The organism is Devosia sp. Root105, assembly GCF_001424865.1.
Classification (GTDB): Bacteria; Pseudomonadota; Alphaproteobacteria; order Rhizobiales; family Devosiaceae; genus Devosia_A.
In genome coordinates this window covers 478,725-504,759 of the sequence record NZ_LMCR01000015.1, presented here as the reverse complement: position 1 = coordinate 504,759, position 26,035 = coordinate 478,725, and the positions used below count along the sequence as shown (strand labels likewise).

The 26,035-nt window shown below is 65.9% G+C and carries 31 protein-coding genes; 12 read left to right on the top strand and 19 right to left on the bottom strand.

Annotated features, from left to right (window positions below):
• Positions 1-15 precede the first annotated feature (15 nt).
• Entirely contained in the window at positions 16-927 is a 912-nt protein-coding gene (locus ASC68_RS15835) for an acetamidase/formamidase family protein (RefSeq protein ID WP_055881141.1), read from the bottom strand.
• A gap of 316 nt (positions 928-1,243) precedes the next feature.
• The gene (locus tag ASC68_RS15830; protein WP_055881138.1) at positions 1,244-1,861 is read right to left on the bottom strand and encodes a hypothetical protein; all 618 of its coding nucleotides are present in this window, start codon (positions 1,859-1,861) and stop codon (positions 1,244-1,246) included.
• Positions 1,862-1,949: 88 nt separating this feature from the next.
• Here ASC68_RS15830 and ASC68_RS15825 point away from each other — a divergent pair, with 88 nt between their 5' ends.
• The 4 genes from ASC68_RS15825 (at position 1,950) to ASC68_RS15810 (ending at position 4,595) form a co-directional block, all read left to right on the top strand.
• A complete protein-coding gene (locus ASC68_RS15825; protein ID WP_055881135.1) occupies positions 1,950-2,417 on the top strand; it encodes a hypothetical protein in 468 nt (155 codons plus the stop codon).
• 69 nt (positions 2,418-2,486) lie between these two features.
• Positions 2,487-3,104: a trimeric intracellular cation channel family protein gene (locus tag ASC68_RS15820; protein WP_055881132.1), complete on the top strand. Its 618-nt coding sequence runs from the start codon at positions 2,487-2,489 to the stop codon at positions 3,102-3,104.
• Positions 3,104-3,463, top strand: coding sequence for a DUF4326 domain-containing protein (locus ASC68_RS15815; protein WP_055881128.1), 360 nt, complete (start codon positions 3,104-3,106; stop codon positions 3,461-3,463). Before ASC68_RS15820 ends, ASC68_RS15815 begins: the two co-directional genes overlap by 1 nt.
• A gap of 4 nt (positions 3,464-3,467) precedes the next feature.
• Entirely contained in the window at positions 3,468-4,595 is a 1,128-nt protein-coding gene (locus tag ASC68_RS15810) for an iron-containing alcohol dehydrogenase (RefSeq protein ID WP_055881125.1), read from the top strand.
• A 194-nt stretch (positions 4,596-4,789) separates the two neighbouring features.
• Here ASC68_RS15810 and ASC68_RS15805 read toward each other — a convergent pair whose 3' ends face one another.
• A complete protein-coding gene (locus tag ASC68_RS15805) occupies positions 4,790-5,497 on the bottom strand; it encodes a GntR family transcriptional regulator (protein WP_055881123.1) in 708 nt (235 codons plus the stop codon).
• A 169-nt stretch (positions 5,498-5,666) separates the two neighbouring features.
• Between ASC68_RS15805 and uxuA the strand changes: the two genes are divergently transcribed.
• Positions 5,667-6,884 (top strand): mannonate dehydratase, encoded by a 1,218-nt coding sequence (uxuA, locus tag ASC68_RS15800; protein ID WP_055881120.1) that lies wholly within the window; start codon positions 5,667-5,669, stop codon positions 6,882-6,884.
• Positions 6,884-7,957, top strand: coding sequence for a Gfo/Idh/MocA family oxidoreductase (locus ASC68_RS15795; protein ID WP_055881118.1), 1,074 nt, complete (start codon positions 6,884-6,886; stop codon positions 7,955-7,957). The genes uxuA and ASC68_RS15795 overlap by 1 nt, the downstream gene beginning before the upstream one ends.
• 184 nt (positions 7,958-8,141) lie before the next feature.
• On the opposite strand, the gene ASC68_RS15790 is transcribed toward ASC68_RS15795, so the two are convergent.
• From ASC68_RS15790 to ASC68_RS15765, 6 genes are all read right to left on the bottom strand, one after another.
• Positions 8,142-8,657, bottom strand: coding sequence for a hypothetical protein (locus tag ASC68_RS15790; RefSeq protein WP_055881115.1), 516 nt, complete (start codon positions 8,655-8,657; stop codon positions 8,142-8,144).
• A complete protein-coding gene (locus tag ASC68_RS15785; RefSeq protein ID WP_055881112.1) occupies positions 8,658-9,800 on the bottom strand; it encodes a succinylglutamate desuccinylase/aspartoacylase family protein in 1,143 nt (380 codons plus the stop codon).
• Between the two features lie 2 nt (positions 9,801-9,802).
• Positions 9,803-10,549: an ABC transporter permease subunit gene (locus ASC68_RS15780; protein WP_055881110.1), complete on the bottom strand. Its 747-nt coding sequence runs from the start codon at positions 10,547-10,549 to the stop codon at positions 9,803-9,805.
• On the bottom strand, positions 10,549-11,391 hold the full coding sequence (locus ASC68_RS15775) for an ABC transporter permease subunit (RefSeq protein WP_055881107.1): 843 nt from the start codon (positions 11,389-11,391) through the stop codon (positions 10,549-10,551). The genes ASC68_RS15780 and ASC68_RS15775 overlap by 1 nt, the downstream gene beginning before the upstream one ends.
• A gap of 57 nt (positions 11,392-11,448) precedes the next feature.
• Complete coding sequence (locus tag ASC68_RS15770) at positions 11,449-12,213, bottom strand: transporter substrate-binding domain-containing protein (RefSeq protein WP_055881105.1); 765 nt, start codon at positions 12,211-12,213, stop codon at positions 11,449-11,451.
• Positions 12,214-12,441: 228 nt separating this feature from the next.
• On the bottom strand, positions 12,442-13,224 hold the full coding sequence (locus ASC68_RS15765) for an amino acid ABC transporter ATP-binding protein (protein ID WP_055881102.1): 783 nt from the start codon (positions 13,222-13,224) through the stop codon (positions 12,442-12,444).
• 185 nt (positions 13,225-13,409) lie between these two features.
• Between ASC68_RS15765 and ASC68_RS15760 the strand changes: the two genes are divergently transcribed.
• Positions 13,410-13,610: a CsbD family protein gene (locus ASC68_RS15760; RefSeq protein ID WP_055881100.1), complete on the top strand. Its 201-nt coding sequence runs from the start codon at positions 13,410-13,412 to the stop codon at positions 13,608-13,610.
• 166 nt (positions 13,611-13,776) lie between these two features.
• Here the strand turns inward: ASC68_RS15760 and ASC68_RS15755 are convergent, their stop codons facing one another.
• The 3 genes from ASC68_RS15755 to ASC68_RS15750 form a co-directional block, all read right to left on the bottom strand.
• A complete protein-coding gene (locus ASC68_RS15755) occupies positions 13,777-14,142 on the bottom strand; it encodes a YciI family protein (RefSeq protein WP_055881097.1) in 366 nt (121 codons plus the stop codon).
• Between the two features lie 206 nt (positions 14,143-14,348).
• On the bottom strand, positions 14,349-14,516 hold the full coding sequence (locus tag ASC68_RS28365) for a DUF1328 domain-containing protein (RefSeq protein WP_082528208.1): 168 nt from the start codon (positions 14,514-14,516) through the stop codon (positions 14,349-14,351).
• 314 nt (positions 14,517-14,830) lie between these two features.
• Entirely contained in the window at positions 14,831-15,625 is a 795-nt protein-coding gene (locus ASC68_RS15750; protein WP_055881095.1) for a response regulator, read from the bottom strand.
• 161 nt (positions 15,626-15,786) lie between these two features.
• On the opposite strand from ASC68_RS15750, the gene ASC68_RS15745 reads away from it, so the two are divergent.
• Both ASC68_RS15745 and ASC68_RS15740 read left to right on the top strand, forming a co-directional pair.
• On the top strand, positions 15,787-15,990 hold the full coding sequence (locus tag ASC68_RS15745) for a NepR family anti-sigma factor (protein ID WP_055881315.1): 204 nt from the start codon (positions 15,787-15,789) through the stop codon (positions 15,988-15,990).
• A 4-nt stretch (positions 15,991-15,994) separates the two neighbouring features.
• Complete coding sequence (locus ASC68_RS15740) at positions 15,995-16,549, top strand: RNA polymerase sigma factor (protein WP_055881092.1); 555 nt, start codon at positions 15,995-15,997, stop codon at positions 16,547-16,549.
• Here ASC68_RS15740 and ASC68_RS15735 read toward each other — a convergent pair.
• Positions 16,546-16,899 carry a hypothetical protein gene (locus tag ASC68_RS15735; RefSeq protein WP_156387348.1) on the bottom strand — a complete coding sequence of 118 codons (354 nt, stop codon included), beginning with the start codon at positions 16,897-16,899 and terminating at the stop codon, positions 16,546-16,548. The genes ASC68_RS15740 and ASC68_RS15735 overlap by 4 nt on opposite strands.
• Positions 16,900-17,046: 147 nt before the next feature.
• Between ASC68_RS15735 and ASC68_RS15730 the strand changes: the two genes are divergently transcribed.
• From ASC68_RS15730 to ASC68_RS29375, 3 genes are all read left to right on the top strand, one after another.
• Positions 17,047-17,808: a Crp/Fnr family transcriptional regulator gene (locus ASC68_RS15730; protein WP_055881088.1), complete on the top strand. Its 762-nt coding sequence runs from the start codon at positions 17,047-17,049 to the stop codon at positions 17,806-17,808.
• A 109-nt stretch (positions 17,809-17,917) separates the two neighbouring features.
• Positions 17,918-19,312 carry a CHASE3 domain-containing protein gene (locus ASC68_RS15725; RefSeq protein ID WP_055881085.1) on the top strand — a complete coding sequence of 465 codons (1,395 nt, stop codon included), beginning with the start codon at positions 17,918-17,920 and terminating at the stop codon, positions 19,310-19,312.
• A gap of 129 nt (positions 19,313-19,441) precedes the next feature.
• Positions 19,442-20,383: a diacylglycerol kinase family protein gene (locus tag ASC68_RS29375; protein WP_055881082.1), complete on the top strand. Its 942-nt coding sequence runs from the start codon at positions 19,442-19,444 to the stop codon at positions 20,381-20,383.
• Positions 20,384-20,673: 290 nt separating this feature from the next.
• Here the strand turns inward: ASC68_RS29375 and ASC68_RS15715 are convergent, their stop codons facing one another.
• The 6 genes from ASC68_RS15715 to ASC68_RS15695 all read right to left on the bottom strand — a co-directional run bounded on the left by ASC68_RS15715 (position 20,674) and on the right by ASC68_RS15695 (position 25,994).
• A complete protein-coding gene (locus tag ASC68_RS15715; RefSeq protein WP_055881079.1) occupies positions 20,674-20,907 on the bottom strand; it encodes a hypothetical protein in 234 nt (77 codons plus the stop codon).
• Between the two features lie 104 nt (positions 20,908-21,011).
• Entirely contained in the window at positions 21,012-21,473 is a 462-nt protein-coding gene (locus tag ASC68_RS15710; RefSeq protein ID WP_055881076.1) for a hypothetical protein, read from the bottom strand.
• 5 nt (positions 21,474-21,478) lie between these two features.
• A complete protein-coding gene (locus ASC68_RS15705) occupies positions 21,479-21,874 on the bottom strand; it encodes a DUF883 family protein (RefSeq protein WP_055881073.1) in 396 nt (131 codons plus the stop codon).
• Positions 21,875-22,051: 177 nt separating this feature from the next.
• Positions 22,052-22,210, bottom strand: a complete 159-nt coding sequence (locus ASC68_RS28360) for a DUF3309 family protein (RefSeq protein ID WP_082434138.1) — start codon at positions 22,208-22,210, stop codon at positions 22,052-22,054.
• A gap of 491 nt (positions 22,211-22,701) precedes the next feature.
• Entirely contained in the window at positions 22,702-23,580 is an 879-nt protein-coding gene (locus tag ASC68_RS15700) for a transglutaminase family protein (protein WP_055881071.1), read from the bottom strand.
• Between the two features lie 11 nt (positions 23,581-23,591).
• Positions 23,592-25,994: a circularly permuted type 2 ATP-grasp protein gene (locus tag ASC68_RS15695; protein WP_055881068.1), complete on the bottom strand. Its 2,403-nt coding sequence runs from the start codon at positions 25,992-25,994 to the stop codon at positions 23,592-23,594.
• Positions 25,995-26,035 lie beyond the last annotated feature (41 nt).

The window sequence follows — 26,035 nt, the reverse complement described above, 5'->3', positions numbered from 1 at the left end:
TGCCGCCTCCAGCGGTTACTTGGTCGGCAGCCACTGCTTGGGGATCTTGCACACCATGGTGTAGGCGGGGTCGTAGACGTTGCCGACCTCGTAGCGCACCACCTGGCCCATCAGGTGGCTGGCGGCGGTCTTACTCAGCCCGTACTCGGTGCAGAGCCAGTTGAACATGTCGTTGGTGGCGTGCTGCAGCGCCTGGTCGAGCGGCCGGGCATTGCCGACCGAGAAGATCTCGGTGGCGCTCTCGCCGCGCGGCCACACCAGCTTCCGGCCTTTTTCGACGGTCAGCCGCACCTCGACTTCGTAGCTGGTCTCGATGCCGGTGCCGACGATCTCGCCATCGCCCTGCACGGCGTGGCAATCGCCGAGAAAGAACAGCGCGCCGTCGACCGCCACCGGGAACCACACCGTCGCGCCCGGGCCGAAGCCGCGATAATCCATGTTGCCGCCATTCTCGGCGCTGGTGGCGGTGGAAAAGGCCTGGCCGAGGCTCGGCGCCACGCCGAAGCAGCCGATCATCGGCTCGAGCGGCAACACGAAATGTTCGAGCCCCTTGACCGGCGGCTGCAGCTGGGCGGTGCCGGCCTGCCGGTCGATCGACCAGCTGGCGGTTTCGCGCGAGGGCAGGTCGCGCACCGATTCCGGATCGACGACGTTCCCCGCCAGCGACGAGCGGGTCCAACCGGTGGCGCGGTTCGGCGTCATTCGGAGGATTTCGACCTTCAGCGCGTCACCCGGCGCAGCGCCCTCGATGAAGATCGGCCCATTCATCGGGTTCGGCCCGGGCTGGCGCTGCACCCCATCCTTATCAAAGCCCCAGGCATCGAGCGTCTCGGTGATCACCGTATCGCCCGAGGCGACGGTGAAGGCAGGGGGGCGCGTGCCCAGCACATTGTGCCACTCGGTGGCAACAAAGCGATGCGTGTTCATTGGGGTGGTTCCTCCTCGGCGCATAGGGGTAGCGGGAGCGGGGAGGGTTGTCACTTACCCATCAGCAGGATCGGGCCTGACCCACCGGCTGTCATCCCGGCGAACGCCGGGACCCACCGCTCGGAGGGTGGGGGCGAGCACAGACCGCTCCGGTCTTTCACGGCAAGGTCGGAGGGATCGCGCGCCTTGAGAAGCCGGAGCACTGGGTCCCGGCATTCGCCGGGATGACGGCCGGGGGAGGAGGAGCGTCTGAGCATCACCCTTTGAATTTCTCGCCCCGCAAGGGGCGCGATGTGGAGGCCTGTGGCTGTGGCGCTCAAAGCGAGGCCAGCCACTCCGCATATTCCGCCTCGTGCGACCCATCAAAATTCGCCATCCCCGGCTTGGTCAGCACGCCGCGACGGGGTGGGATGAAGGAGTGGATGCGGCGCTTGGGGTGTTCGCGCCAGTTGACGTTGACCGCGGCGTATTTGGGGAAGAACTCGAGCTCGTCATAGGGCAGGTGGTCGTGGATCCACCAGCCGAGCGCCTCCCAGCGGCCGGTGGCCTCGTAGTATGGGATCAGCGCGTGGACGATGATGCAGGCGGTGGCGCCGATGCCGCCCAGGGCGTCGCGGCGGTCCCAGATATGGCCACCGAAATTGCTCTCGTTGCGCCCGCAATTGAGGTCATGCTCGTTGCCGAACTGGTTGACCGCGGGCGAGCGGTAGGCCGAGCGGATCGAGATGCGGCCGAAGCGCGCCAGCAGCGGTTCGAGGCATTCCTCGCAGAGGCGTTTGCCGGCTGCGATGGCGAGGTCGGGATCATCGGGAATATTGGGGATGCCATAGAAGCTGGCGATCTCCGAATAGAGGAAGTCGCGCATGAAGAAGTTCTGGCTGAGCCGCACCCGGCCCAGTTCCTCGAGGCCCTTCATGCTCTGGGGTTTTCGCATCCTCAATATCCTGCGGTCTGTTCGACTGATGATACTGTGCGCTATCAATGGTTTGGCGGACCACCCGTTTCCAACAGGAGTTACGAGAATGCTGAAGCTAGTCGCCGCTGCCCTGTTCGCCGGCTTGCTCGGGGCGCTGCCCGCCATGGCCCAGACCGGGGCCGAAGTCGATGACGCCATCACCACCGACCTCGGCGACGCGGCGCCCTATCACACCGCGTTCGACGCCATTCACCAGGCGGTCGCCGATGACAATGCCGCCGGGGTGGCCGAGTGGGTGTCCTACCCGATTACCGTCAGCGTCGGCGGCAAGGCGCTGACCATCAACGATGCCGCCCAGTTCGAGACCGAGTACGAGACGATCATCACCGGCGACATCAAGGACGCGATCCTCACGCAGCAGTGGGAAGCGCTGTTCGTCAATGCTGACGGCGTCATGTACGGCAATGGGCAAGTCTGGCTGAACGGCATCTGCAGGGATGACGCCTGCGCCGAATTCGACGTGAAGATCATCACCATCCAGTCAACCGCCGACATCACTCCGAAGGCCAACTAGCCCGCGGGGCGATTCGTCTGCTCTAGTGTCCTCCGTGGGAAGCCCTTCAGGGCAACCGCGGGGGACGTCATGCTGCTGCAGATCATCTTTTATGTCGCGATCACCGCTGAAGCGATGACCGCCGCGCTGGCGGCGGGGCGCCGCAAGATGGATTGGTTCGGCGTCTGCGTGCTGGCCTGCGTCACGGCGCTGGGCGGCGGCACGGCGCGCGACCTGGTGCTGGGACATTACCCGCTGATCTGGGTCGAGAACCCGTATCTGCTCATCATCTGCTGCGCCGCGGCGTTCATCACCATTGCGCTGGCCCGTTACATGGCGGCGCTGCGCTGGCCGTTCCTGCTGCTCGATGCGCTGGGGCTCGCCGCCTTCACCATCATCGGCTGCAATGTGGCGCTGGAAATGGGGCAGCAGCCGATCATCGTGGTGGTGGCGGGGATGATCACCGGCATTGCCGGCGGCATCATGCGCGATATCCTCTGCAACGAGGTGCCGCTGGTGTTCTCGTCCGAGCTCTACGCCACCGTCGCCATCATTTCGGGTACGCTCTACTATCTGGGCCGCGCCATGGAGGTGCCGCACGATATGCTGGTGCTGGGCACCATCGCGATCGGCTTTGCGGTGCGCGTCGCGGCGATCGTGTGGAAGCTCGAAATGCCGAAATTCGTCTACGACAAGGAGCTTCGCTGATGGCTCGCCCACAACGCCTGCAGCTGTCGCGCCACGCCGGCTTTAACCTGCAGGCGACTTCGCAGGCGCTCAACGGCTTGCCGGCGAAGCTCATCACCCGGCCGGGGCGCTGGGGCAACCCTTTCACCATCGACGACACGGCCAGGCGCTATGGGCTCGACCGTGCCGCGGCGCAGATCAAGGCCGTGGAGCTTTGCGGGCAGTGGCTCACCGGTACGCTCGATCCGGCTTTGTCGCCGCGGGCGCCGCCGGAGCGGGCTGTCATCCGGGCTGAACTCAGGGGATATAACCTTGCCTGCTGGTGCAAGGCCGGGACGCCCTGTCACGCAGACACATTGATCGAACTGGCGAACGGATAGGCTGATGGCACGGATAAACTACCTCACGAGCATCGAGTTCGGCGCGGGCGCCCTCTCAACCCTTGCCGAAACGGTGGAGGAGTTCCGGCTCAACCGGCCGCTGCTGGTCGCCGATCGCGGCATCCTCGCGGCGGGGCTGGTGGCCGAGGCGCTGGCGCATCTGCCGGCCGAGACACCGGTGTTCCTCGATACCCCACCCAACCCCACCGAGGGGGCGGTGATCGCGGCGCTCGAACAATATCGCGGCGAAGGCTGCGACGGGATCGTCGCCATCGGCGGCGGCTCGCCGATCGACCTGGCCAAGGGGGTGGCACTGCTCGCCACCCACCCCGGGCCGCTCGAACAATATGCGATGATCTATGGCGGGCTCGAACGGATCGGCGCCAAGGTGGCGCCGCTGATCGCGGTGCCGACCACGGCGGGCACTGGTGCCGAAGTCGGGCGGGCGGCGCTGCTGACGCTCGACGATGGGCGAAAGCTCGGTTTCATCTCGCCGTACTTGATCCCGAAGCGGGCGATCTGCGACCCGGCGCTGACCTATGGCCTGCCGGCGGGCCTGACCGCCGCCACCGGGCTCGATGCGCTCAGCCATTGCATCGAGACGCTCTGCTCGCCGCGGGTCAACCCGCCGGCCGAGGCGATCGCGCTGGATGGGGCAGGGCGGATCTGGCGGCATCTCGAAACCGCCTGTCGCGATGGCCGCAACGCCACGGCGCGTTCGGAAATGATGATGGGCGCGCTGATGGGCGGGCTCGCCTTCCAGAAGGGGCTGGGCGCGGTGCATGCGCTGAGCCACGCGCTGGGCGGCCTCAAGGATGTTTCCCTGCACCACGGCACGCTCAACGCCATCCTGATGCCGCCGGTGCTGCGCTTCAACGGCCCGGAGATCGGCGAGAAGCTGGGGCGGCTGAAGGCCGCGATGGGCTTCCCGCCGGCCGCCGACCTGGCGCGCGAACTCGATACGCTCAACCGCCGTCTCGGCATCCCCGAGGGGCTGCGCGGGCTCGGGGTGCGCGAGGATCACTTCGACTGGGTGATCGAGCGGGCGCTGGCCGACCACAGCCACGCGACCAACCCGCGCCTGGCGACGGCCGAGGATTATCGGCAGTTGCTGGAAGCGGCGATGGATTGAGGGGGAGGGGAGCGAGAGCAGCGGTCTGGGTGATCAGCGAACGCTCCACCAACTCGGTGTCATCCCAGCGAAAGCTGGGAACCATCTATCAGCTGGTGCGGGCGGTGAGTTGGGTCCCAGCTTTCGCTGGGATGACACCGGATGAGGGGGCACGTTAGTGCCCTCCACGGTCCTCTAACACACCGTCCAAGCCCTCACTCGTCCGCAAACAGATCCGCGTGTTCTTCCGCCAGCTTGGGCAGCGATGGCGCCAGTTCGTTGAGATGCAGGCGCATCATGCTCACGGCGCCGTCTACGTCGTTGCGCTCGAGCGCGTCGACCACGGCGGTGTGCTGGGCGATCACCTGCGGGCGCGGGGTGGCCTGGGGGAAGCCGAGGAAGCGGACGCGGTCGAGCTGCGCTTTGAGGCTGACGATGTGGCGCCAGGCGTGCTCGACCCCGCCATGCGCGGCGATGGCGCAGTGGAAATCGTCGTCGAGCCGCATGAAATCGATCAGCTTGCCGGCGAGCGCCACCCGCTGCTCGGCCACCAGCTCGCGCAGTTCGGCGATGCCCGACGGCTTGATCCGTTCGGCGGCCTTGCGGATTACCGCCAGCTCGATAGCTTCGCGGATGAAGCGGGAGTTCTGCACCTCGCGGATCGAGATCAGCTTAACGAAAGTGCCGCGCTGCGGCCGCACCTCGACGAGGCCGGCTTCCGCCAGCTTGATGAAGGCCTCACGCACCGGTTGGCGCGACACGCCCATATAGCGGGCGAGCTCGGCCTCCGAGAGCAGGTGCCCGGGCCTGAGCTGCAGCTGCACGATGGCATTTCGGACCGTATCGTAGACCCGCTGGCTCATCGAAAGCTGCCGCGTTCCGGCGATGACGGGCTGGTTTACCAGCTCCAGTTCAATGGTCATGTTGACTCCCCCAACGCTGCCATACTAGCACCGGTTGGCGCGGTTGGAAGCGCTAGAGCATTTCGCCGTTTCATTGAACGGCGAAATGTTCGAAGCCGGTAAGTAATCGCGCTTTCGAGGCGGAAAAGTCGCAGAACTTTCCCCCTCCTGGCGCTGTTGGAGAAGCCAAATGAGGCAGACGTGGCGCTGGTTCGGTCCGGCGGACCTGGCAAGCATCGACGACATCGTGCAGGCCGGCGCTGAGGGGGTGGTGACGGCGCTGCACCACGTGCCCAACGGGGTGGTGTGGAGCGCCGAGGAAATCGGCAAGCGCCAGCAGCAGATCAGGCAGCGCAAGGACGGCACGCCCTCCGGCATCGCCTGGGACGTGATCGAAAGCCTGCCGGTGTCCGAGGACATCAAGAAGCAGAAGGGCGCCTGGCGCGAGCATATCGCCAACTACCAGCAGAGCCTCCGCCACGTCGCGGCGGCGGGCCTCAGGACCGTCTGCTACAATTTCATGCCGGTGCTCGACTGGACCCGCACGGACCTGCGCTACCAGGTGGCGCATGGCGGCACCTGCATGCGCTTCGACATCAACGATTTCGCGGTGTTCGAAATCCACATCCTCAAGCGAGCCGGGGCGACCGAGAGCTTTCTGCCCGAGGTGGTCGCCGAGGCAGCGCGCCGGTTTGCCGGGATGGATGACGCGGCGCAGCAGCAGCTGTCGCGCAACGTGACGATGGGCCTGCCCGGTTCGACCGAAAGCATGACGCTCGATGATGTCAGGGCGCACCTGGCCGAATATCAGGGGATCTCGCCCGATCAGCTCCGCCGGCACTTCGTCGATTTCCTTTCGGAAGTCGTGCCGGTGGCCGAGGAGGTCGGGGTGCGGCTCTGCTGCCACCCGGACGATCCGCCGTTCCCGCTGCTCGGCCTGCCGCGCATCATGTCGACGGCCGCCGACTACCGGCACATTCTCGATGCGGTCGACAGCCCGGCCAATGGCATGACCTTCTGCTCGGGGTCGCTCGGGGCGCGCCCCGACAACGACCTGCCGGCGATGATGCAGGAGTTCGGGCCGAAGGTGCATTTCCTGCATCTCAGGAACGTGCGCCGCGAGAGCGACGCCATTTCGGGGTCGTTCTACGAGGACGAGCACCTGGCCGGGAGTACCGACATGGTGCCGCTGATCGCCGCGATCCTCACCGAGGAAGCACGGCGCAAGCGCGAGGGCCGCGAGGACGCGCAGATTCCGATGCGCCCCGACCACGGGCAGGACATTCTCGATGATCTCGGCCGCCGGGCCCAGCCGGGCTACCCGACCATCGGCCGGCTGAAGGGCCTCGCGGAGCTGCGCGGCGTGATGACGGCGCTGGCACATCGCGAGTTCGGGCTCGGCCTCTGATGGCGCCGATCCGCTTCGGTCTCGTCGGCGGCGGCTGGCGCGCCGAATTCTTCACGCGCATCGCCCGCGAACTGCCGGAGCGGTTCCAACTGGTCGGCGTGGTGCAGCGCGACCCCGCCAAGGCGGCGGCATTCGGGGCGCAATGGGGCGCGCCGGCCTTCGCGAGCTATGCGGAGCTGGCGGCGGCGGGCCCGGACTTCGTGGTGCTGTCAGTCAAGGCGGAGGCGCATCTCGCCATCCTCACCGAGCTGCACCGGCTTGGCCTCGCGGTGCTGTGCGAAACGCCGGCGGCGCTCGACCTCGAGACCATGATCGCGATCTGGCGGCTGGTGGAGCAGGGCTTTCGGCTGCATATCGCCGAGCAATACCTGTTCCAGCCGCTGCACGCGGCGCGGCTGCAGGTGATCGCCAATGGCGGGCTCGGCCGGGTCAGCCTCGCCCGCGTTTCGGCGGCGCATGGCTATCATGGCGTCAGCCTGATGCGGCAGTTCCTCGGCATCGGTTTCGAGGAGGCGGTTATCCGGGGCAAGCTGTTCGAGGCGCGGGCGCTCGAAGGGCCGAACCGCTTCAGCTGGCCCGACAGCGAACGCTTCGTCACCACGAAGCAGACGTTGGGCGAGTTCGATTTTGGCGACAGGCTGGGGCTGTTCGATTTCACCGACGTGCAGTACCGCTCGCCCGTGCATTCGCATCGCGTCGTCATCCGCGGCGACCGTGGCGAGATCGCCGACCTCGAGGCGCGGGTGATGCCGGTCTATGGCCAGCCGCTGACCAAAATCTTCACCCGCAGTGAATCCGGCCGCTACGGGAACCTGTTCGGTTACGCGCTCGAAGCGATGCTGTGCGGCGACGAGGTGGTGTGGACCATGCCGTACCCCAATGCCCGGCTGATGGACGACGAGATCGCCATCGCCGTGGCGATGGAACGGATGGGGGCGTTGGCGCGCGGACGGGGTGAGGGGCCGTACCCCTATGCCGAGGGCGCGCAGGACCAGTATCTGTCGCTGCTGATGCATGAGGCAGCGAGGAGCGGCGAAACGGTGCGGAGCAGCCGGCAGCCCTGGGCGGGGTAGGGTACGGCCCGTGCAGAGTGCGTCCCCTCTCCCCCCTGGGGAGAGGGTCAGGGTGAGGGGCGCCAAGCACACCGAAAGAGCCACCGCTGGGTGACGGACCATGCTTGGTCTTGTGCGCTTGGCGCCCCTCACCCCAGCCCTCTCCCCAGAGGGGCGAGGGGGCGCAGACTGCGGGCCGCGGGGCTTACCCCTCAGGCAATCCCGTCTCGTCGCGAATGAACGCCGCCACCTTGCGGAGGTCCTGGCCTTCGCCACCCTCGGAGTATTGCCGCGATTTCAGCGCCAGCTGAATCTTCCGCCCATCTGTCAGCGTCAACGACAGCACGTCGTGACGCGGCCGCTCGGCGTGGTCTTCGGCCACCTTGAGCGCCGCGACCTCCTCGAAGCCCAGCTCGAGCACGACATCCTTGCCGCGGTCGTGTTTCTGCTCGGAGCGGATGCGGCGGGTCTTGGGGTCGAAGGCGGTGACGATGCTGGTGGTGTGGGGCCTGAGGTACAGCACCGCTGCGGCAATGACGGGGGCGGCGATGCAGATGGCGGCCGAGACCAGGCGAAAGGTCGGATCGGGGATCTGCTGCTCGAGCATGAAATAGAGCAGCGCTGACACCACAACGGACCCCGCGAGCCACATGGCCCGCGGCGGTTGCTGGTGGGTGGCATAAAGGGTCAGCGCGCCGTTATTACGCCTCAGGTCGATCATTTAGTCCTCGAGCAGGTAGGCGCCCTTGCGGCCGCTGAGCGGTGTCTTGCCGACGATCTTCATGATGCCGGCGCCGCGCGGCGCATATTTGGCCATGGCGCGTGACAGCACCAGGCCATCGGTCGTGGCGAGGATCGGGGTGCGGGCCATGAAGGCTTCCGGCCCGTCGAGCGCGATCAGGTCGGCTACCGGCTGGCCCTTCGTGACCCGTTCGCCGAGCTCGACGCGATAGGCTACGAGGCCGGGGCGGTCGGCCCTGACGATCTCGGTAGCATCGAAGGGCGTCGCTTCCGAAAGCGGGGCAGGGCGCGCGCCCGGATCGGCGTCGATCAGGTTGCGCTCGCACAGAAAACCCCACAGCCGACGCGCGTCGTCGGCGCCGAAGTGATCTGATACGTCGGCCTGGCCGCGATATTCGAGCGTCGCGGTGGCGCTCGCCATCGGCACGGGCTTGCCCGGATTGGCCAAAGCCACCTTGCGGTAGAGCTGCGGCAGCACCTCGTCGAACGAGCCGCCGCCGCTGTCGGCGGCGGTCAGCGTCGCCGCGGCGCCAATCCAGTCGGCAAGATCCTGCAGTTCGGGCATCAGCTCGGGCGAGGTGAAGATGTGGACCAGCGAGTCGTCGTCGCAGTGGAGATCGAAGACGAACTCGGCATCGTGGGCCTCCTTCAACACCAGCAGGCGCAACTGCTCGTTGGCGCTGCGCGGCTGCTGCGCGTCGATCCAGTTGGCGACGGCCTTGCGGATCAGGTTGACGTTGAAGCGCTCGTCGTCGGACAGCCGGCCGTTCAGCTGCGAACGGATCGCGGCGAACAGGTCGGGCCAGCGGCGGTTGAAGTTGATGCCGGTATTGGCGTCGTAGCGGCCGATATGGCGGCGCAGCGAGAAACTCGCCATGCCGAGCGGGTTGACCAGCGGCATCACGGTGAAGCGGGCGCGCAGCAGCCCCTGGTCGTCGGCCTGGCGCAGCATCGGCAACAGGTGATGCAGCACCATGGTGCCGGGGTGTTCGTCGGCGTGCAAAGCCGCCTGCAGGTGGACCTTCTCGGGCGCATCCCTGGGGCCGATGACGTAATAGGTGAACTCGGTCACCGCGCCGGGCGTATCGCCCCTGAGCGGTACGACCTTTCTCTCGAATGCCATGACTACCCCCGGATCCAGCGCGGCGAGAATCGGATCGCCGGCGCTTGCGGCAGGTGTCGCATGAGATGGCGATAGACGCGCCCGAAAACGAAGAAAATGATCATCGAGACGCCGAGGAAATAGAGCCCCGCCACCGGGAAGTGGAGGAAGGCGTTGTAGTCCTTTTCGAACAGCTCGCCGGCCTTGTTCATCAGGTCCTTCTGGTCGTTGATCACCGGCAGGGTGAAGTAGACCAGGGCGGTGGTGTGGAATAGCACCACCACTTCGTTGGTGTAGGCCGGCCAGGCGATGCGGATGACATTGGGCCAGGTGACGGCGCGGAACAGCTGCAGGCGGTTCATGCCGAAGGCGCGGGCCGCTTCGATCTCGCCCTTGGGCACGTTCTGCATGGCGCCGTGGAGGATGTTGGCGGTGTAGGCGGTGGTGTTGAGCACCAGCACGGCCGGCCCGAGGATCAGCGGGTTGAGCACGATCCAGTCGATGCCGAGCGGCTTCCACAGGCTGAGGTTGAAGGCCAGCGCCAGCGAGTAGAACATGAACAGCTGGATGAAGAAGGGCGAGCCGCGGAAGGCGTAGATGAAACCGCGGCTGAGGCTCGAGACCAGCCCGCTGGACGAGCCCTTGCCGAGCGCTACGAAGATCGCCAGCACGAAGCCGATGGGGATCGAGGCCGCGGCGAAATAGATGTTGAACAGCGCCGGCTTGGCGAGGATCACCAGATCGTTGGCGATAGCGGTGATGAGCTCCATCAGCTTGCCCCCGCCGTGGCCATGCCGCGTCCGGCCCAGCGCTGCAGCGCGGTGAACAGCTTTTCCGAGAGAAAGGTCAGGAGGATGTAGAAGATCAGCAGCACGAGGTAATAGCCCCAGCGCCAGTCGGGGTGGACGAGCCCGGCCGAGCGGGTGAAGTTCGGCGATCCCAACCGATCGGCCCACAGCACGATGTCGGAGATCTGCAGCAGCGACAGCAGCGAGGTCGCCTTGATCAGCAGCATCCAGATGTTGGAGAGGCCGGGCAGGGCATAGGCCCACATCTGCCGGATATGGACCCGCAGCAGCACCTGCAGCGGGCTCATGCCATAGGCGCGAGCCGCCTCGAGCTGGCCACGTGGCACCGAGTTCATGGCGCCCGAGATGACGTTGCCGGCAAAGGCGCCATAAACGATGCCGAGCGAGACGCCGGCGAGGATCAGGTACTCGAAGCTGCCGAAGATCAGGTTGGCGTCCGGGCAGAGCGGCCAGCGGCCCAGCGCCAGCTCAGCCGGCGTGCACACCGCCTGGGCGCGGATCCATTCCACCGCCTGCTCGAAAGCCAGCGGGAAGAACAGGAAGAACAGCACGTCCGGGATGCCGGGCAGCGAGTTGGTATAGGCCTTGCCGAGCAGGCGGAAGCCGGCGAAGCGCGAGTTGCGGCCGGCGGCCGAGAGCACGCCGAGCCCCAGCGCCACGGCCGCGCCGATGGCGCCGGCGGCCAGCGTATACTGCACGCTCGCATACCAGCTCAGATGCTTGCCGTTGGTGAAGTAGCCCAGCCAGAACAGCACGTCCTGGCCGAGGACGTCCCGGAGCCATTGCGGCAGAAGATCGACCATAGGGGTCCTGTAAAGCAACAGGGGCGGGAAAACCCGCCCCCGCCGTTATGTGAGGGTTCAGCCGCCGGCGAAGATCGGGCCCGGCGCCTTGTCCGGGAACCACTTGATGATCAGCGCGTCGAGCGAGCCGTCCTGCTTCATTGCATCGATGACGCCGGTGACCTTGTCGCGCAGCTCGGTATCGGCTTTGCGCACGCCGGCGCCGACGCCGCCACCCAGCATCACTTCGGGACCCACCACCTCGATGGCGCCACCCGAACCGGCGACGATCTCGGAGATATAGGAGCTGTCGGCGAGCACCACGTCGACATTGCCGGCATTGAGGTCGGCCAGCGCCTGGTCGGCGGTCTCGAACGACTTGATGGTGTTGGTGCTGCCAAAGGTGGTCTCGGCGTAGCCGGCCTGGATGGTGCCGCCCTGCACGCCGATATTCTTGCCGCTGAGCGCGTCGAAATCGAGCTTGGTGCCGGTGCGCACCATGTAGTGCGACGGATCGGGCGGGAAGTAGTTGGCGGTGAAGTCGATAGACTGCTTGCGCTCATCGGTGATCGACATGCCGGCCATGATCAGGTCGTAGTTGCCGGCGACGAGGTTGGGGATGATCGAATCCCACTCGTTGACCTGGAAGGCGCATTCGAGCGCGGCGCGCTTGCAGATCTCGTTACCGAGATCGATTTCGAAGCCGGCGGGCTTGCCGGCTTCGTCGAGGAAGTTCCACGGCGCATAGGCGCCTTCGGTGGCAATGCGGATGGCCTGTGCATTGGCGCCGGTCGCGAACATGGCGAGGGCTGCCGCCGCTGCCGCCAGAACGAGCTTGTTCATAGTCTCTCCTGTCACACCGCCGGTCTTGGCCGGCGTTCTGGCCGGTCCCACCACCGGCTGATTGGGTTGTGCCGCCCGACGGGCGGCACATGAAGCGCAACGCTAGCGCTTTTTACCGTTCGGTCAATCGTTTGCGAATTGTTGCAATCGGGGGTGCGCGCCGCACTCTCAGTGATCCTCCCCCGCCGCGCGGAGGAGGATCATGGAGAGGCCGGCGAAAAGTCTCAGTCACCCGTGGCCGGCGGCGCTGAGGAACTGCTTGAGGCGGGGCGAGCGGGTGTTGCCGAACACCTCGGCCGCGGTGCCTTCTTCCTCGATCTTGCCTTGGTGCAGGAAGACGACGCGGTCGGCGATGGTCTTGGCGAACTGCATGTCGTGGGTGACGAGGATCATGGTGCGGCCTTCGTCGGCCAGCACCTTGATCACCCGCAGCACTTCCACTTCGAGCTCGGGGTCGAGCGCCGAGGTCGGCTCGTCGAACAGCATGACCTTGGGGTTGATGCACAGCGCCCGGGCGATGGCGGCGCGCTGCTGCTGGCCGCCGGAGAGCTGGCTGGGGTAGCTGCCGGCTTTCTCGCGGATACCGACCTTGGCCAGCATTTCCAGCGCCTCGGCCTGGACTTCGGCCCTGTCGCGCTTCTGCACCTTGAGCGGCGCCTCCATGACATTGCCCAGAATGGTCATGTGGCTCCACAGGTTGAACGACTGGAACACCATGCCGAGCTCGGAGCGGATGCGGCGGATCTGCTGCTCGTCGGCGGGTTTCCGATGCGGCGGCGTGCCGGTGAGCGCGATCTCCTCACCGCCGACCTTCACCGTACCGCTCTCGGGCACTTCGAGCATGTTGATGCAGCGGAGCAGGGTGGATTTGCCCGAGCCGGACGAGCCGATCAGCGCCACCACCTCGCCCTGGCGGGCGGTGAGCGAAACACCCTTCAGCACCTCGAGCGGACCGTAGGACTTATGGAGATCGGAGATTTCGACGACGGGCGGAGAGAGGGGGTTCTGCATCCGCCGCAACAAACCCAATGCCGCGCCTCGTGGCAAGAGTTTTGCGGAACCCCTCGTCGAGGTTCCCCGAACCTCGGTGAAACTTGACCGGCTGGCGGAACCCACGCGGGTAGGAGGCGTTAGTCCTGTAGCAGCCACCGGTTACGGCGGCTCGTTTTCCTCAGCAGACGAGAAGGAGATTGCAAATGAATTGGAACCAGATGGAAGGCAACTGGGAGCAGTTCAAGGGCAAGGTCCAGACCCAGTGGGGCAAGCTGACCGACAATGACCTCGACATCATCAAGGGCAACCGCAAACAGCTCAGCGGCAAGATCCAGGAACGCTATGGCAAGGCCCAGGAAGAGGCCGAGCGCGAAGTCGACGACTGGTTCGACCGCCTGCACTAAGCGGTTCGGACAGCTATGAAAACTGAGCCCCGCTTCGGCGGGGCTTTTTGATTGAGGGGAGGGAAGGAGGGAGGGGGTGGTGCGGTCAGCACCGAGCGTCCCTCACCACCCCCACCCCCAACCCCTCTCCTCCTAGCGGACGCGTAGCGCCGCGGGGGGAGGGGAGCTAGCGCCCCTTATCCCTCTCCTCAAGCGTGCCGAATGCCCGCACCTCGACCGGCGCCCGGCACGCAACCGCTGCCCGCTTGCCCCAATCCAGCGCGGCGTCCATGTCGGGCAGCTCCAGCACCCAGAAGCCGCCGATGTGTTCCTTGGTCTCGACATAGGGACCGTCGGTGACCAGCAGGCCGCCATCCGGCTTGCGGCGCACGGCCTTGGCATCCCTGGTGCGACCGAGACCGCCGACGAACCTCACGATGCCGGCCGCCTGCATGTCGACGTTGAGGTCGGCGATGTCGCGACGCGTTTCGTCGCTCTCGGAGTTCGGTTCGAAATCATCGGAATGGTGGATGGCGACGAGGTACTGGGTCATGGCTCTCTCCTCAGGCGGCGCGGACGTTCACCTCTAATCGAACCAGGCGGGCGGGATTCGACAGAGCATGGGAAAATTGTCTGGGAAATTGTCTGACGGTGCGCGCAAAAGCTAGCGGCCCCGCCCACTCGGACGGAGCCGCTGCCACCTCAGACCGCGGACCCGGCTAGGGACGGTCCGAGTTGCTCGCGCGGAGCGTAGGGCCGCTACGACGCGCGCCGGAACAGGCCGATGATCAGGGAGATCACCAGGAAGGCGAGGAACAGGAAGAACAGGATCTGCGCGATGCCCGATGCGGCGCCGGCAATACCGCCGAAGCCAAGGACGCCGGCGACCAGCGCGATGACCAGGAAGAGCAGTGCGTATTGCAACATTCTTGTTACTCCATTGATCTCTCGGAGGAGTAACGACCGGGCGTGGGATGGGTTCCCGGGTGTCCGGGAACAACGCATACTTTGCTGCAAGCCCACGGAAGGCACCACATACTGGGTGTCATCCCAGCGAAAGCTGGGACCCAAGCATCCATTTGTGTAGAGGCGAGTTGGGTCCCAGCTTTCGCTGGGATGACACCGGGGTGGTGGGACCACCCTGCGCAACGCCTGCTCTTGGCGGACAAAAGGAGCTTTTTGCGAACAAAAAAGAGCCGGGCAGAGCCCGGCCCAAATCCGGAGGGGCGTCCGGAGTTCCGTCAGGCCGCGGCGCGCGACCCTTCGTCGAAGAACAGCGCCTGGCTGATCAGCGCCCGCACCATATCGGGATTGAACGGCTTGGTGACGAGGAAGGTCGGTTCCGGCCGCTCGCCGGTCAGCAGCCGCTCCGGGAACGCAGTGATGAAGATCACCGGGATCGGATGGGCGTGCAGGATATCGTTGACCGCATCGATACCCGAGGAGCCGTCGGCGAGCTGAATATCGGCGAGGATCATGCGCGGCTGGGTCTTGTGATAGAGCGCCACTGCTTCCTTGTGGGTGCGGGCGATGCCGACCACGCGGTGGCCGAGGCCTTCGACCATCTGCTCGATGTCCATGGCGATCAGGGGTTCATCTTCGATGATCATGATATCAGTCGCCACCTGGCGCGAGATATCGGCCGAGGCCTGCGCGAGGAGATCTGCGAACTCGGCTGAGGAGACATCGAGGATTTCGGCGGCCTCATCGTGGCTGAAGCCCTCGACGGCTACCAGAAGGAAGGCCTGCCGCGGACGGGGAGCAAGGTTCGCGAGGTTGGCCGCGGCCCGCGTTTCCCAGGGGAAACTCGAGCTCGGCTCCGGCACGCGAATGGCCGAGCTGGAGAACAGCGCCGAATAGAGCCGGTAGAGCGCAATCCGGTCGTTGGTGGATTCGGGGAAGATGCTGAGATCGGCGATCAAAGCCTCGAGGGTTGCGGCGACATAGGCATCGCCAGAAGTCTGCGAGCCGGTGACGGCGCGCGAGAACCGGCGCAAATACGGTAGATGCGGTGCGATCCGCGTGGAAAGGGACATCGATAATCTACTCCCGTGACGCTATTAGAGCTTACCATGCTGAAGAACGGGGATGCGGAAAACTTGGTTCCAGCATGTTCGGAACTTTTTTTGCCACCGCGCATTTAGTTTGCCGCGGCTGGAGTATGGGGCGTCAGATCCTGCTGTGGGGCGAAGGGTTTATGCGAGACAAAACAACAATGAATGATTTGAGCATGCTACGGCGGCGCCGCGACGATGGACTGGGGCCAAATTCCGACATCGGTAACAAGCTTCGAGCGCTCTATGGAGCGGTACAGGGCGAAGAAATCCCATCCAAGCTGATCGACCTGCTCGAGCAGCTCGACGCGGTGGAAAAGCAGTCCAAGCCCGCGAAGGGTAAATAGCGCCATGGAAGCCGAGAAGCCGAGCTTCAAGCGAGAGCTGCTGTCTACACTCCCCAGTTTGCGCGCCTTTGCGGTGTCGCTCTCCGGGCGGCACGACAAGGCCGATGACCTGGTGCAGGACACGGTGATGAAGGCCTGGGCGAAGCAGGACAGCTTCGAAATGGGCACCAATATGAAGGCGTGGCTGTTCACCATCCTTCGCAACGAGTTCTACAGCCAGATGCGCAAGCGTGGCCGCGAGGTGCAGGACAGCGACGGCGCCTTCACCGAGCGCATGGCGGTGCATCCCTCGCAATATGGCATCATGGACCTGGGCGATTTCCGCCGGGCGCTCGACCAGCTGCCCGACGACCAGCGTGAGGCGATCATCCTGATCGGTGCGTCCGGCTTCTCTTACGAAGAGGCGGCCGAGATCTGCAAATGCGCCATCGGCACGATGAAGAGCCGGGTCAGCCGGGCCCGCACCAAGCTGCAGGAACTGCTCCAGGTGACTGGCGAAGGCGATTACGGGCCGGACGCGGTGTCGGCGCAGGTCACCACCATTCCCCGGTTCACCTAGAGCGCGTGGCGCTGCCTGGCGGCCGCGCAGGCCGCCAGCAAGGCGGCGGTGTCGAACGGTTTGGCGAGCGGGGTCGCGCCGGTGAACATTGCCTGGACAGCCTGGTCAGCTGAGGTCACCACCACCGGAACGCGCGCGGCGCGCAGTGCGGCGCAGAGCGCCACGGCGTCGGCGTGGCCGAACCGCGCCTCGATTACCGCCAGGGTAAAGCCGGAGAGGTCGAGAGCGCGCGCGGCGTCTGCGTCGCTCGTGATGGTGACGTGGGCGGCGCCGGCGGCGTGCAGCGTCTGTTCGATATCGGCGGCGACGAGATACTCCTCCTCAACGACGAGGGCATGCAATCCGTGCATTGGTGGTTCCATGACGCAGTGGTGGCCGACATCGATCATGGCCGGCTCGCCGCGGTCATTTAACAAAGACATGCGCCGGGGAAGTTTGGCCGGTTTCGGCAGTTGCGTTCCCACGGCGTTGCGGCATGCTGCCGGAACCATTCAGCCGTGAGCACCGCCCTGGCCACAGTTGCCCATGCCCGCCGTATCCCCTGTGAAGCATGCCCCCTTCGGGAGAACGAGCACTTTCGCGACTTCACGCCGGAGGAGCTGAAGTTCGTTTCGAGCTTCAAGCGCGGCGAACTGGTGAGCGAACCCGCTTCCGCCATCCTGTCCGAGGGCGCGCATAGCGCGCAGCTGTTCACGCTGCTGTCGGGCTGGGCCTTCCGTTTCAAGACGCTGGAGGACGGGCGCCGGCAGATCCTCAACTACCTGTTGCCCGGCGACCTTGTCGGGCTGCAGGGCTCGGTGATTGGCGAGATGGAGCACTCGGTCGAGTCACTATCGCCGGTGGTGCTGTGCGTGTTCCAGCGCGATACCCTGCCGACGCTGTTCGAGAACCATCCCGGCCTCGCCTTCGACATCACCTGGCTCGCCTCGCGCGAGGAGCGGATGCTCGATGAGAACCTGTTGAGCGTCGGGCGTCGCAGCGCCATGGAGCGGGCCGCCTACCTGATCGCCTTCCTCTACCAGCGTTCTGAGCAGGTAGGGCAGGGCAAGGCCTCGAAACACTTGATCCCGATCACCCAGCAGCACGTGGCCGACACGTTGGGGCTGTCGATCGTCCACACCAACAAGACGCTGCGCAAACTCGCCGAGCGCCAGCTGATCCGCTGGCATGACCGGGCTTGCGAGGTGCTCGACCCCGAGGCCTTGGCCGATATCGCCGGCTGGGGCGGCCTCACCGACCGGAAGCGGCCGCTGATATGACGGGGCCCAATTGTTGCCACCGCCCGGGGCTAGGCGTGCGACATCTCATCTGGTCCGGGGGGCAAAGCCGGACTGTCCAGCACCATCCCCGGATGAGGGCGGCGTCTTGATGCTTGATGTCAGCAGCCAGTCCGTCGACACCGCCCCGCCGCGGCGCGGCCTCGTGCGGCGGGTCGCCATCATGGCGTCGCTGACGCTGGTGCTGGTGGCGGTGGCAGCGTCGCTCTACATGGTGCGCACGGTCGATAGCCAGCTTGCCGATATCGCCAAGACCTACGAGATCCGGCGGCAGGCGCGCGAACTGATGCTGTCGGTGGTCGATGCCGAAACCGGGCAGCGCGGCTACCTGATCACCCGGGACGAGGCCTATCTCAACCCCTACAATACCGCCGTCGGCAACCTGAGCCAGACCTACCAGAACTTGTTGGCGCTGATCGGCGACAACCCGACACAGCTCCAGCGCATCGAAGCCCTGGTGCCCGATCTCGATGCCAAGCGCGCCGAGATGGCCCGCACCATCGAACTGATGTCGTCGGGCCAGAGTGCCGAGGCGCTGGCATTGCTCCGCTCCGATACCGGGCTCGAGCTGATGGAGCGGATCCGCAGCGTGGTGCGGCAGGTGATCGGCGAGGAAGACGACAAGCTGATCGAGCGCAACGGCCGGATGGAACTTTACCGGCAGTTGCTGATTGCCACCATTCTCGCCGCCCTCGCGGCCGCGGCCATCCTCACCTATTCACTGCTGTCGCGCACGCAGCGCAAGGTCGCGGCGCTGGCGCAGCAGCAGAACCGGCTGAGGACCGCGAACGAGGAGCTCGAGGCGCATGTGCGGGAGCGGACGGCCGAGGTCGAGGAGGCGCGCGGCCATGCTGAGCGCGAACGGGCCCGGCTCGAGACGCTGCTGCAGGATACCAACCACCGGATCGGCAACTCGTTGGCGACGGTATCGTCGCTGCTCGGCCTGCAACTGGCACGGACCTCGTCGGACGAGGTGCGCAATGCGCTGGAGGCGGCGCAGCTCAGGGTACAGGCGATCGCCTCGGGACACCGGCGACTGCGGCTCGGGCCCGACCTCGAGACCACCGATGCGGCTGAGTTCCTCGCCGATGTGATCGACGACCTCGCAGCTGCCATGCCGCCGGACAAGGCCGTAACGTTCGAAAAGCACCTTGAAGCAATGATCATCCCGGCGCGCGATGCGACGACGCTGGGCATCGTGGTCAGCGAGCTGGTCACCAATGCGCTGAAGCATGCCTTCGCCGAGGGCCAGGCGGGCACGGTGCATATTCGCTTCGAACGCGGCCAGGATGGGGTCACCGCGCTCACCGTCGAAGATGACGGGCGCGGCATCGGCGCCAATAGCGGGCAGGACGGGCTGGGCGCGCTGATCGTCAAGCAGCTGGCGCGGCAGTTCGGCGGGACAGAGCCAGAATACCGGGCGCGCGAGGGTGGCGGCACGGCGATCACGGTGAAGCTGCCGCGGCTGGACAGGTCGGCGGGGTAGGGTACTGGCGGTGCGAGGATCCTCCCCCGCCACGCTGGGGAGATCACGGAGAGTACGGTGCACCAGCGGCGGAACCCGCTGCCCCGTCGCGCCGTTCCGCTCGTCACGGGTTAATCCCAGGGGGGCTGCATGCATTTCGTCGGGGTGTTCAACAAAGACGGCGGCACCTTCCGCACCATGGACATGGTGGCGTTCGCCGCCACTGCGGAGCGGATCTTTGCCGAGCACAGCCAATCGATCGAATGCCGGGTGGTCGATGGCGACCAGCTGAGCGCGGAACTCGAGCGCGCCGCGGCCGACCCCACCTCCGAGGTGGTGCTGGCGGGCGGCGGCGACGGCACCATTTCGGCGGCCGCGGGCATCTGTTTTGCCCACGAGATGGCGCTGGCGGTGCTGCCGGCAGGCACGATGAACCTGTTTGCCCGCTCGCTCGGCGTGCCGCTGCAGCTCGAAGCGGCGCTCGGGGCCATCGCTCGGGGGCAGGTTGCGGCGGTCGATATCGCCACCGCCAATGGCCGGCCGTTCGTCCACCAGTTCTCGGTCGGGCTCCACTCGCGGCTGGTCCGGATCCGCAACGAGCTCACCTATCACAGCCGCTGGGGCAAGATGCTGGCGAGCCTTCGCGCGATCGGGCTGGCGCTGTCGCGCCCACTGGTGTTCGAGGCCGAGATCAGCACCCGGCAGGGCACGGACCGGCGTAAGGCGACGGCGATCGCCGTCTCCAACAATGTGCTGGGGGAGGGCCATGTGCCCTATGCCGAGGCGGTCGATCGCGGCGTGCTCGGGGTCTATGTGGTCAAGCCCATGCCGCCGGCCGAGCTGGCGCGGCTGGCTTTGTCGCTGGCCTTCGGCAACTGGAAGGCGCATCCGCTGGTCTCGGAGCGCGAGGTGGCGCAGGTGAGCCTCCGCTTCCCCCACCGCAAGGCCTCGGCGCTGGCGGTGATCGATGGCGAGCTGATCCCGCTCGAACGGCAGGTGGATTTGCGGATCCATGCCGGCGGGCTGAAGGTGGTGCTGCCGGTGGTGGAGGTAGCGGGGGAGCGGGAGGATCCGCAGATCGAGGCGGTTTAGCTCACCGGCGGTGCCACATCGCCCCCTCGCCCCTCCTGGGGGCGCGAGAGGCGCCCCCGGGGGGAGAGGGCGGCAGTGAGGCCGACGGCCTCGTTGCGGGGTGAGGGGTGCCAGGCGCCCTGAAACAAGCCTCCACATCGCAGCCGCTCACCCGGTGTGCTTGGCTACCCCTCACCCTGACCCTCTCCCCAGAGGGGAGAGGGGACGCGCGCTGCACCCACAGTGTCAAAACGCAATCACCCCGCCGCGGAAACCCGGGCGGGGTGAGCAATCTACTCAAACTGTTGCAGTCAGAGGCTAGCCGCCCCTGCTTCCACCGGTTCCTGGCCGAGCTTGCGCAGGGCGTTCTCGATGGTTTTCAGGTCTTCGCCGTCGTCGCCGTCGACCGGGGTCATGCCCTCTGTGGCGCTGCGCTCCTTGGAGAGCGAGTCCGCTTCGAGCTGACGCAGGATGGTGATCTTCTCAGCATCCGCGATGTGGTCGTCGGTCAGAATGGTCACGATCTTCCGTTTGATGTGGGTCATAGCTCACACTCCTGGAAATCTTCTTTGGCCCACCTGCAGAAACTACAGGTGCATCAGATAACGCGGCCCGTCAGACGGGGTTCCCGACAAATGTGGCGATGTGATCAGTCCGGATCATGGCCATTACTATGGCCGTGCGAACTGCCGGACTTGCTCAGCAGATAGGCCGCGGCGAGTGCGCCGCCGATGGGGATGCCGACCTTCTTCATCAGGTCGGATTTCAGCACCAGCGGCAGGGCGGTGAGCGCCGCGGTGGTGACCAGAGCGGTCTTTTCGGCAGCATTGCGCCGTTGCGCGGCGTGCTTTTTGGCGACGCTGTCGGTGATGACGATGGCCGCATAGAGCCCGAGCGCGATAACCGATGCGCCGGCGGCGATCAGCAGCGGCGCGACGATGGGGCCCCACATCAGGGTGAACCAGGCATTGAGCGCCACCAGCCCGAAGACCAGCGCGATCAAGGCAAAGAGCGCCACGGCCGACCAGGCCATGGCGTTGTTCTTGAAATGCTCGAGCAACTCGTCGACCTCGATCCCGAGGACCGACGCCGCCAAAGCGAGGAGGTGCATAGGGGCTACCTCGAAACGACGGCGAGAACGAAGCCCAGCGCAATTGCGCCGGCGACAGCGGTCAGCGGCTTTTCGCGGATGGTGTCCTTGATCTGCTTTTCGAGCTGGCCGAACTCGTCCTGCACGTCCTCGATAGCGCTCTGGCCAGAGTTGGCCAGGTTTTTCACCTCGCGCTTGGCAAGTTTCTGCGCGTCGTGAACCTTGTCCTCGGCGAGGCTGGCCAGCGTTGCGGCAATCGACTTGAGGTCGGATTGCAACTGCTGCACCTGGGCCGAGAGATCGTCCTCGCGGCTCTGGCTCTGGCGCGCCGCAGCGCGGCGCGGGCCATTGGCGGCGCGGCGCGCCGGTGCCTTGGCGGCTGCGGCGGTACGATTGGGGGCCATGTCGGTGGTGGATGCCATGATGGTCGCTCCTCATGTGATGGGGGTTCAACGCGCGGTTGGCGCTTGAGTTCCGAACCCCTTGATTTCTGGGGCTATCGGGCGATTGGTGCCCACAAAAGAGTGCACCCCAGTCCGGGGGCGAACTGGGGTGCGATGGCGAGCCGCAAGGGGGGCGACCTTGGCTCGCGAAGCTCGTCAGAATACGCGCATCAACACGAGGATGATGACGATGACGAGCACGACGCCAAGAATACCGGAGGGGTAAGCTCCCCAGGAGCGGGAGTAGGGCCAGGCCGGTATGGCGCCGATCAACAGCAGGATCAGCAGAATGATGATGATCGTGCTCAAGGTCATAGGCTGGGTCTCCTAGAGGACTGACAGGAGGAGGGTGGCGGCTACGGCGAGAATACCTGCAGCAGGGACGATCGCTGCGAGGACTGCTCCGTAGTGCGTACGCCCATCATATCCTTCGGGGATCCAAACGACGGCCGTGCGGGCGGCATGTTCGAGGTTGGCGATCTCAAGTCGGGTCATCGCTCTCGTTCCTTTTTCATGGTGCTACCGGAGGGAGGGCCGGTAGACACGCCGCCTCGTTGGCGCGTCAGCCAAATAACGAGGGCCCCCAGAATTGGTTCCGGGGCGGGGTGAAAAGTGTGATTGGGGGCTAGTCGTGCGCTTGATCCTGGACCCAGCCACCGGATGTCATCCCAGCGAAAGCTGGGACCCATTCCGCCGCTTATGCGGACTGTGAGTTGGGTCCCAGCTTTCGCTGGGATGACATCGCGTTTGTGAAACGCTCTGGCGCAAGGCTTTGAATTTCAGCGCTTTCGAGGCTGCCTAAAGCGCTACTCCACCCGCACCACGTCCACGGATTGCTTGGCCGTATGGCCGCCGCTGGTGCGCAGCACGCCGACGATCGGGGAGATGTCGGAATAGTCGCGGCCGTGGCCGATGGTGATGTGGTCGGGGCCGGCCAGCATGGCGTTGGTGGGGTCGAACTCGAGCCAGCCCGAATGCTGGCCGCACCAGACGCGTACCCAGGCATGCATGGCGTCGGCGCCCTCGAGACGCGGCTTGCCCTTGGGCGGAATGGTGCGCAGGAACCCCGAGACATAGCCGGCGGGGATGCCGAGGCCACGCAGCCCCGCGATCATCACATGGGCGAAATCCTGGCAGACGCCGCGCTTCAGCGCAAACGCCTCGACCGGGCCGGTATCGACCTTGGTGGCGTCCTTGTCGTAGCTGAAGTCACGATGGATGCGCAGGCAAAGATCCATGGCCGTGGCGTAGACCGATTGGTCGCCGGCAGCCGAACTTCGGGCATAATCGGTGATCTCAAGGGCGAGCGGGATACGCGGCGAGGCGGAAAGAAAATGCTGCGGCGAATCCGGCGCCACCGACCAGAGCGTCGCCAGTTCCTGCTTCAATCCGCCGAGGGTAGGGGAGAGATCGACCGGGCGCGCCAGATCCTCGACCTGCACCCTGGCGCTCAGCCGCACATCGAGATGATCGTGCCGGCCGGCATAGGCGATGGTGGTGACGAGGTTGCCGAAATAGTCGGCGAAGGTGGTTTCCTGCTCGGGCCTGGGTTCGAACGACAGCGATGAGGCGATGACCCGCTGCGCATTGGGTATGGAGATCGGGGCGACGCGGACCAGGTGGCGGTCGCCATGCACCGAGGCCTTGTAGTCGTAGTGCAGTTCGAGCCGGACGTCGTAGAGCACGGCCCGCCTCCTCAGACGAAATAGGCGTCGGCAATGAGCCCGGCGAGATTGCCGATCTCGATGCCCAGCCGGTTGATTTTCGACGTCGTCATGTCCTCGGGCTCGGTGACGCGGAGCTCGGTATCGAGCGTCAATGCTGCCTTCGCCGCCATCGACAAATGCCCATCCTCGAGGCCGCCGGGCAGTTGCTCGAGCTGCTGGTAGAGTTCGGCGATCTGGAAGCGCACCGAGCGCGGGTTGAGCGGATCGAGCACCAGGAGATCGACATAGGAGTTGACCCCGGCGCTCACCGCATAGCGGCGGCGATGCGTCATGACACTGTCGCCGACTTCGAGCAGCAAGTCGAGCGCCCCCTCGGGCGCGCCCTTGCGCGTACACCAGGCGACGCTGTGGGCGATCTGGATGCCGCGCTCGAGCCGGCGGCCGATCTCGAGGAAGCGCCAGCCGGCAAAGCGGTACATGTTTTCATGCACGAGGCCGGAAAAGCCGGCGAGCTTGCGCAGCAGCACCGTCATGGCGCGGGTCGCATCGTCGCCGGGCAGCACGCGCTGCGAGAAGCTTCTGGCGGTCTTGCGTAAATCGGTCAGAGCCAGCCAACCATCGGGCGAGAAGCGGTCGCGGATCTGGCTGGCGCTGTGCACGGCGCTGTCGATGGCGGCGAGCAGGCCCGGTGGCAGCGGCACCTCGGCATCGACGCCGATGCCATCGAGATAGGCCCGGGTATCTTTGAGGATCGCCTGGTCGGTGTTGGAGATCTCGGCCAGCCGTGCGTTGTAGGCGCGAAGTATCCGCACCATGGCCTCGCAGCGTTCGGCATAGCGGCCGAGCCAGATCAGGTTGTCGGCAGCCCGGCTCGGCAGGCTCCCCGAGGACATGCGGACCAGCTTTTCGCCTTCGGTCGGCAGCAGCGTGACGCGCTCGACGGGTTGCTTGCTGACCACCCAGACGTCGGCCGCCTGGCCGCCGCGCTGCATGGCGATGGCGGTTGAATCCTGGGTCGAGCCGACCCGGGCGAAGCCGCCGGGCATCACCGTCCAGCCATCGCGGGTGCGGGCAGCATAGACGCGCAGCGTCATCGGCCGCGGCTCAAGCTTGCCGCCGACATAGACCGGGGCAGTGGAGAGCTGCACCTGCTCCTGGCCGACAAAGCGGCCGCCTTCGGCCTCGAGCCGGGCGCGCAGCGCCTGCCGCTCGGCCTCGGGCAACGCGCCGCCGACCACGGTGCCGCGCTGATCCTCGATGGCGAGGCCGGTGGCAAAGGCCGAGCCGACCATCATGGTGTCGAAATTGTCGATGACGTGCTGCCGTTCGGCCGCACCGCCGCACCACCAGGTGGCGATCGAGGGCAGCTCGAGCTCGCGCCCGGTCAGCGCCCGGCAGAGGTTGGGCATGAAGGCCGAAAAGGCGCGGGTCTCGAGGATGCCGGTGCCCAGCGCGTTGACCATCGAGATGGTGCCCTGGCGCAGCGCTTCAGTGAGGCCGGGCGTGCCGATATGGCTGTCGTAGCGCAACTCCAGCGGATCGACGAAGCTCGCATCCATGCGCCGCCACAGGACGCTGATCGGCTGCAGGCCGGAGACGGTGCGCACCATCACCTGGCCGTTGTCGACCACCAGGTCCTCGCCCTCGAGCAGGGTGAAGCCGAGATAGCGGGCGATATAGGCGTGCTCGAAATAGGTCTCGTTGTGCTGGCCCGGCGTCAGGATGCCGACCCTGCCATCGGTGGCGATGCCGGTCAGCGCATCGCGGAAGCCGCGAAAGAACCCGGCGAGCCGATGCACATGCATCTCGCCATAGATATCGGAGAGGGCGCGGGTGGTGGCGACGCGGTTCTCGACGGCAAAGCCGGCGCCTGACGGCGCCTGGGTGCGATCGCCCAGCACCCACCAGCCGCCATCCGGGCCGCGGCCGAGCTCAAAGGCGCAGAAATGCAGGAAATGGCCGCTGGCCGGCCGCACCCCGACCATCGGCCGCAAGAACTCGTCGTTGCGAGCGATCAGTTCGGGCGGCAGCAGGCCACGTTGCACCAACGTGTTGGTGCCGTAGATGTCGGCAACGATGGTTTCGAGCAGCTCGGCGCGCTGCGTCAGGCCGTGCGTGATGGTGAGCCACTCGCTCTCATCGAGGATCAGCGGCACATGCGCCAGCGGCCAGGCGCGCTCCTTGCCCTCGGCGCCATCATATTTGCGATAGTAGACGCCGGCATCGCGCAGATACTGGTCGGCGCGCTCGAAGCGCCCGCCGAGTTCCTCATGCCCGAGCTCTTCGAGCGCCGAAATCAGCGGCGCCCAGCTCGGGCGGATCTGCCCCGCGGCGTCGATCATTTCGTCCGGAACACCCGGCAACAGCTTGTAGTCGGCAACAAGGCTCGGCGCCCCGCGCTTCCTGACCTGCCGTTGATTCCGCTTATCCATGGGGAAATAGCGCTAGCGGATGCGGGTGGAATGGCAAGGGG

Excerpts from the sequence above, each read along its gene's own strand:
- ASC68_RS15835 (WP_055881141.1), bottom strand. The coding sequence starts at position 927 with ATGAACACGCATCGCTTTGTTGCCACCGAGTGGCACAATGTGCTGGGC.
- ASC68_RS15830 (WP_055881138.1), bottom strand. The coding sequence starts at position 1,861 with ATGCGAAAACCCCAGAGCATGAAGGGCCTCGAGGAACTGGGCCGGGTG.
- ASC68_RS15825 (WP_055881135.1), top strand. The coding sequence starts at position 1,950 with ATGCTGAAGCTAGTCGCCGCTGCCCTGTTCGCCGGCTTGCTCGGGGCG.
- ASC68_RS15820 (WP_055881132.1), top strand. The coding sequence starts at position 2,487 with ATGCTGCTGCAGATCATCTTTTATGTCGCGATCACCGCTGAAGCGATG.
- ASC68_RS15815 (WP_055881128.1), top strand. The coding sequence starts at position 3,104 with ATGGCTCGCCCACAACGCCTGCAGCTGTCGCGCCACGCCGGCTTTAAC.
- ASC68_RS15810 (WP_055881125.1), top strand. The coding sequence starts at position 3,468 with ATGGCACGGATAAACTACCTCACGAGCATCGAGTTCGGCGCGGGCGCC.
- ASC68_RS15805 (WP_055881123.1), bottom strand. The coding sequence starts at position 5,497 with ATGACCATTGAACTGGAGCTGGTAAACCAGCCCGTCATCGCCGGAACG.
- uxuA (WP_055881120.1), top strand. The coding sequence starts at position 5,667 with ATGAGGCAGACGTGGCGCTGGTTCGGTCCGGCGGACCTGGCAAGCATC.
- ASC68_RS15795 (WP_055881118.1), top strand. The coding sequence starts at position 6,884 with ATGGCGCCGATCCGCTTCGGTCTCGTCGGCGGCGGCTGGCGCGCCGAA.
- ASC68_RS15790 (WP_055881115.1), bottom strand. The coding sequence starts at position 8,657 with ATGATCGACCTGAGGCGTAATAACGGCGCGCTGACCCTTTATGCCACC.
- ASC68_RS15785 (WP_055881112.1), bottom strand. The coding sequence starts at position 9,800 with ATGGCATTCGAGAGAAAGGTCGTACCGCTCAGGGGCGATACGCCCGGC.
- ASC68_RS15780 (WP_055881110.1), bottom strand. The coding sequence starts at position 10,549 with ATGGAGCTCATCACCGCTATCGCCAACGATCTGGTGATCCTCGCCAAG.
- ASC68_RS15775 (WP_055881107.1), bottom strand. The coding sequence starts at position 11,391 with ATGGTCGATCTTCTGCCGCAATGGCTCCGGGACGTCCTCGGCCAGGAC.
- ASC68_RS15770 (WP_055881105.1), bottom strand. The coding sequence starts at position 12,213 with ATGAACAAGCTCGTTCTGGCGGCAGCGGCGGCAGCCCTCGCCATGTTC.
- ASC68_RS15765 (WP_055881102.1), bottom strand. The coding sequence starts at position 13,224 with ATGCAGAACCCCCTCTCTCCGCCCGTCGTCGAAATCTCCGATCTCCAT.
- ASC68_RS15760 (WP_055881100.1), top strand. The coding sequence starts at position 13,410 with ATGAATTGGAACCAGATGGAAGGCAACTGGGAGCAGTTCAAGGGCAAG.
- ASC68_RS15755 (WP_055881097.1), bottom strand. The coding sequence starts at position 14,142 with ATGACCCAGTACCTCGTCGCCATCCACCATTCCGATGATTTCGAACCG.
- ASC68_RS28365 (WP_082528208.1), bottom strand. The coding sequence starts at position 14,516 with ATGTTGCAATACGCACTGCTCTTCCTGGTCATCGCGCTGGTCGCCGGC.
- ASC68_RS15750 (WP_055881095.1), bottom strand. The coding sequence starts at position 15,625 with ATGTCCCTTTCCACGCGGATCGCACCGCATCTACCGTATTTGCGCCGG.
- ASC68_RS15745 (WP_055881315.1), top strand. The coding sequence starts at position 15,787 with ATGCGAGACAAAACAACAATGAATGATTTGAGCATGCTACGGCGGCGC.
- ASC68_RS15740 (WP_055881092.1), top strand. The coding sequence starts at position 15,995 with ATGGAAGCCGAGAAGCCGAGCTTCAAGCGAGAGCTGCTGTCTACACTC.
- ASC68_RS15735 (WP_156387348.1), bottom strand. The coding sequence starts at position 16,899 with ATGCACGGATTGCATGCCCTCGTCGTTGAGGAGGAGTATCTCGTCGCC.
- ASC68_RS15725 (WP_055881085.1), top strand. The coding sequence starts at position 17,918 with ATGCTTGATGTCAGCAGCCAGTCCGTCGACACCGCCCCGCCGCGGCGC.
- ASC68_RS29375 (WP_055881082.1), top strand. The coding sequence starts at position 19,442 with ATGCATTTCGTCGGGGTGTTCAACAAAGACGGCGGCACCTTCCGCACC.
- ASC68_RS15715 (WP_055881079.1), bottom strand. The coding sequence starts at position 20,907 with ATGACCCACATCAAACGGAAGATCGTGACCATTCTGACCGACGACCAC.
- ASC68_RS15710 (WP_055881076.1), bottom strand. The coding sequence starts at position 21,473 with ATGCACCTCCTCGCTTTGGCGGCGTCGGTCCTCGGGATCGAGGTCGAC.
- ASC68_RS15705 (WP_055881073.1), bottom strand. The coding sequence starts at position 21,874 with ATGGCATCCACCACCGACATGGCCCCCAATCGTACCGCCGCAGCCGCC.
- ASC68_RS28360 (WP_082434138.1), bottom strand. The coding sequence starts at position 22,210 with ATGACCTTGAGCACGATCATCATCATTCTGCTGATCCTGCTGTTGATC.
- ASC68_RS15695 (WP_055881068.1), bottom strand. The coding sequence starts at position 25,994 with ATGGATAAGCGGAATCAACGGCAGGTCAGGAAGCGCGGGGCGCCGAGC.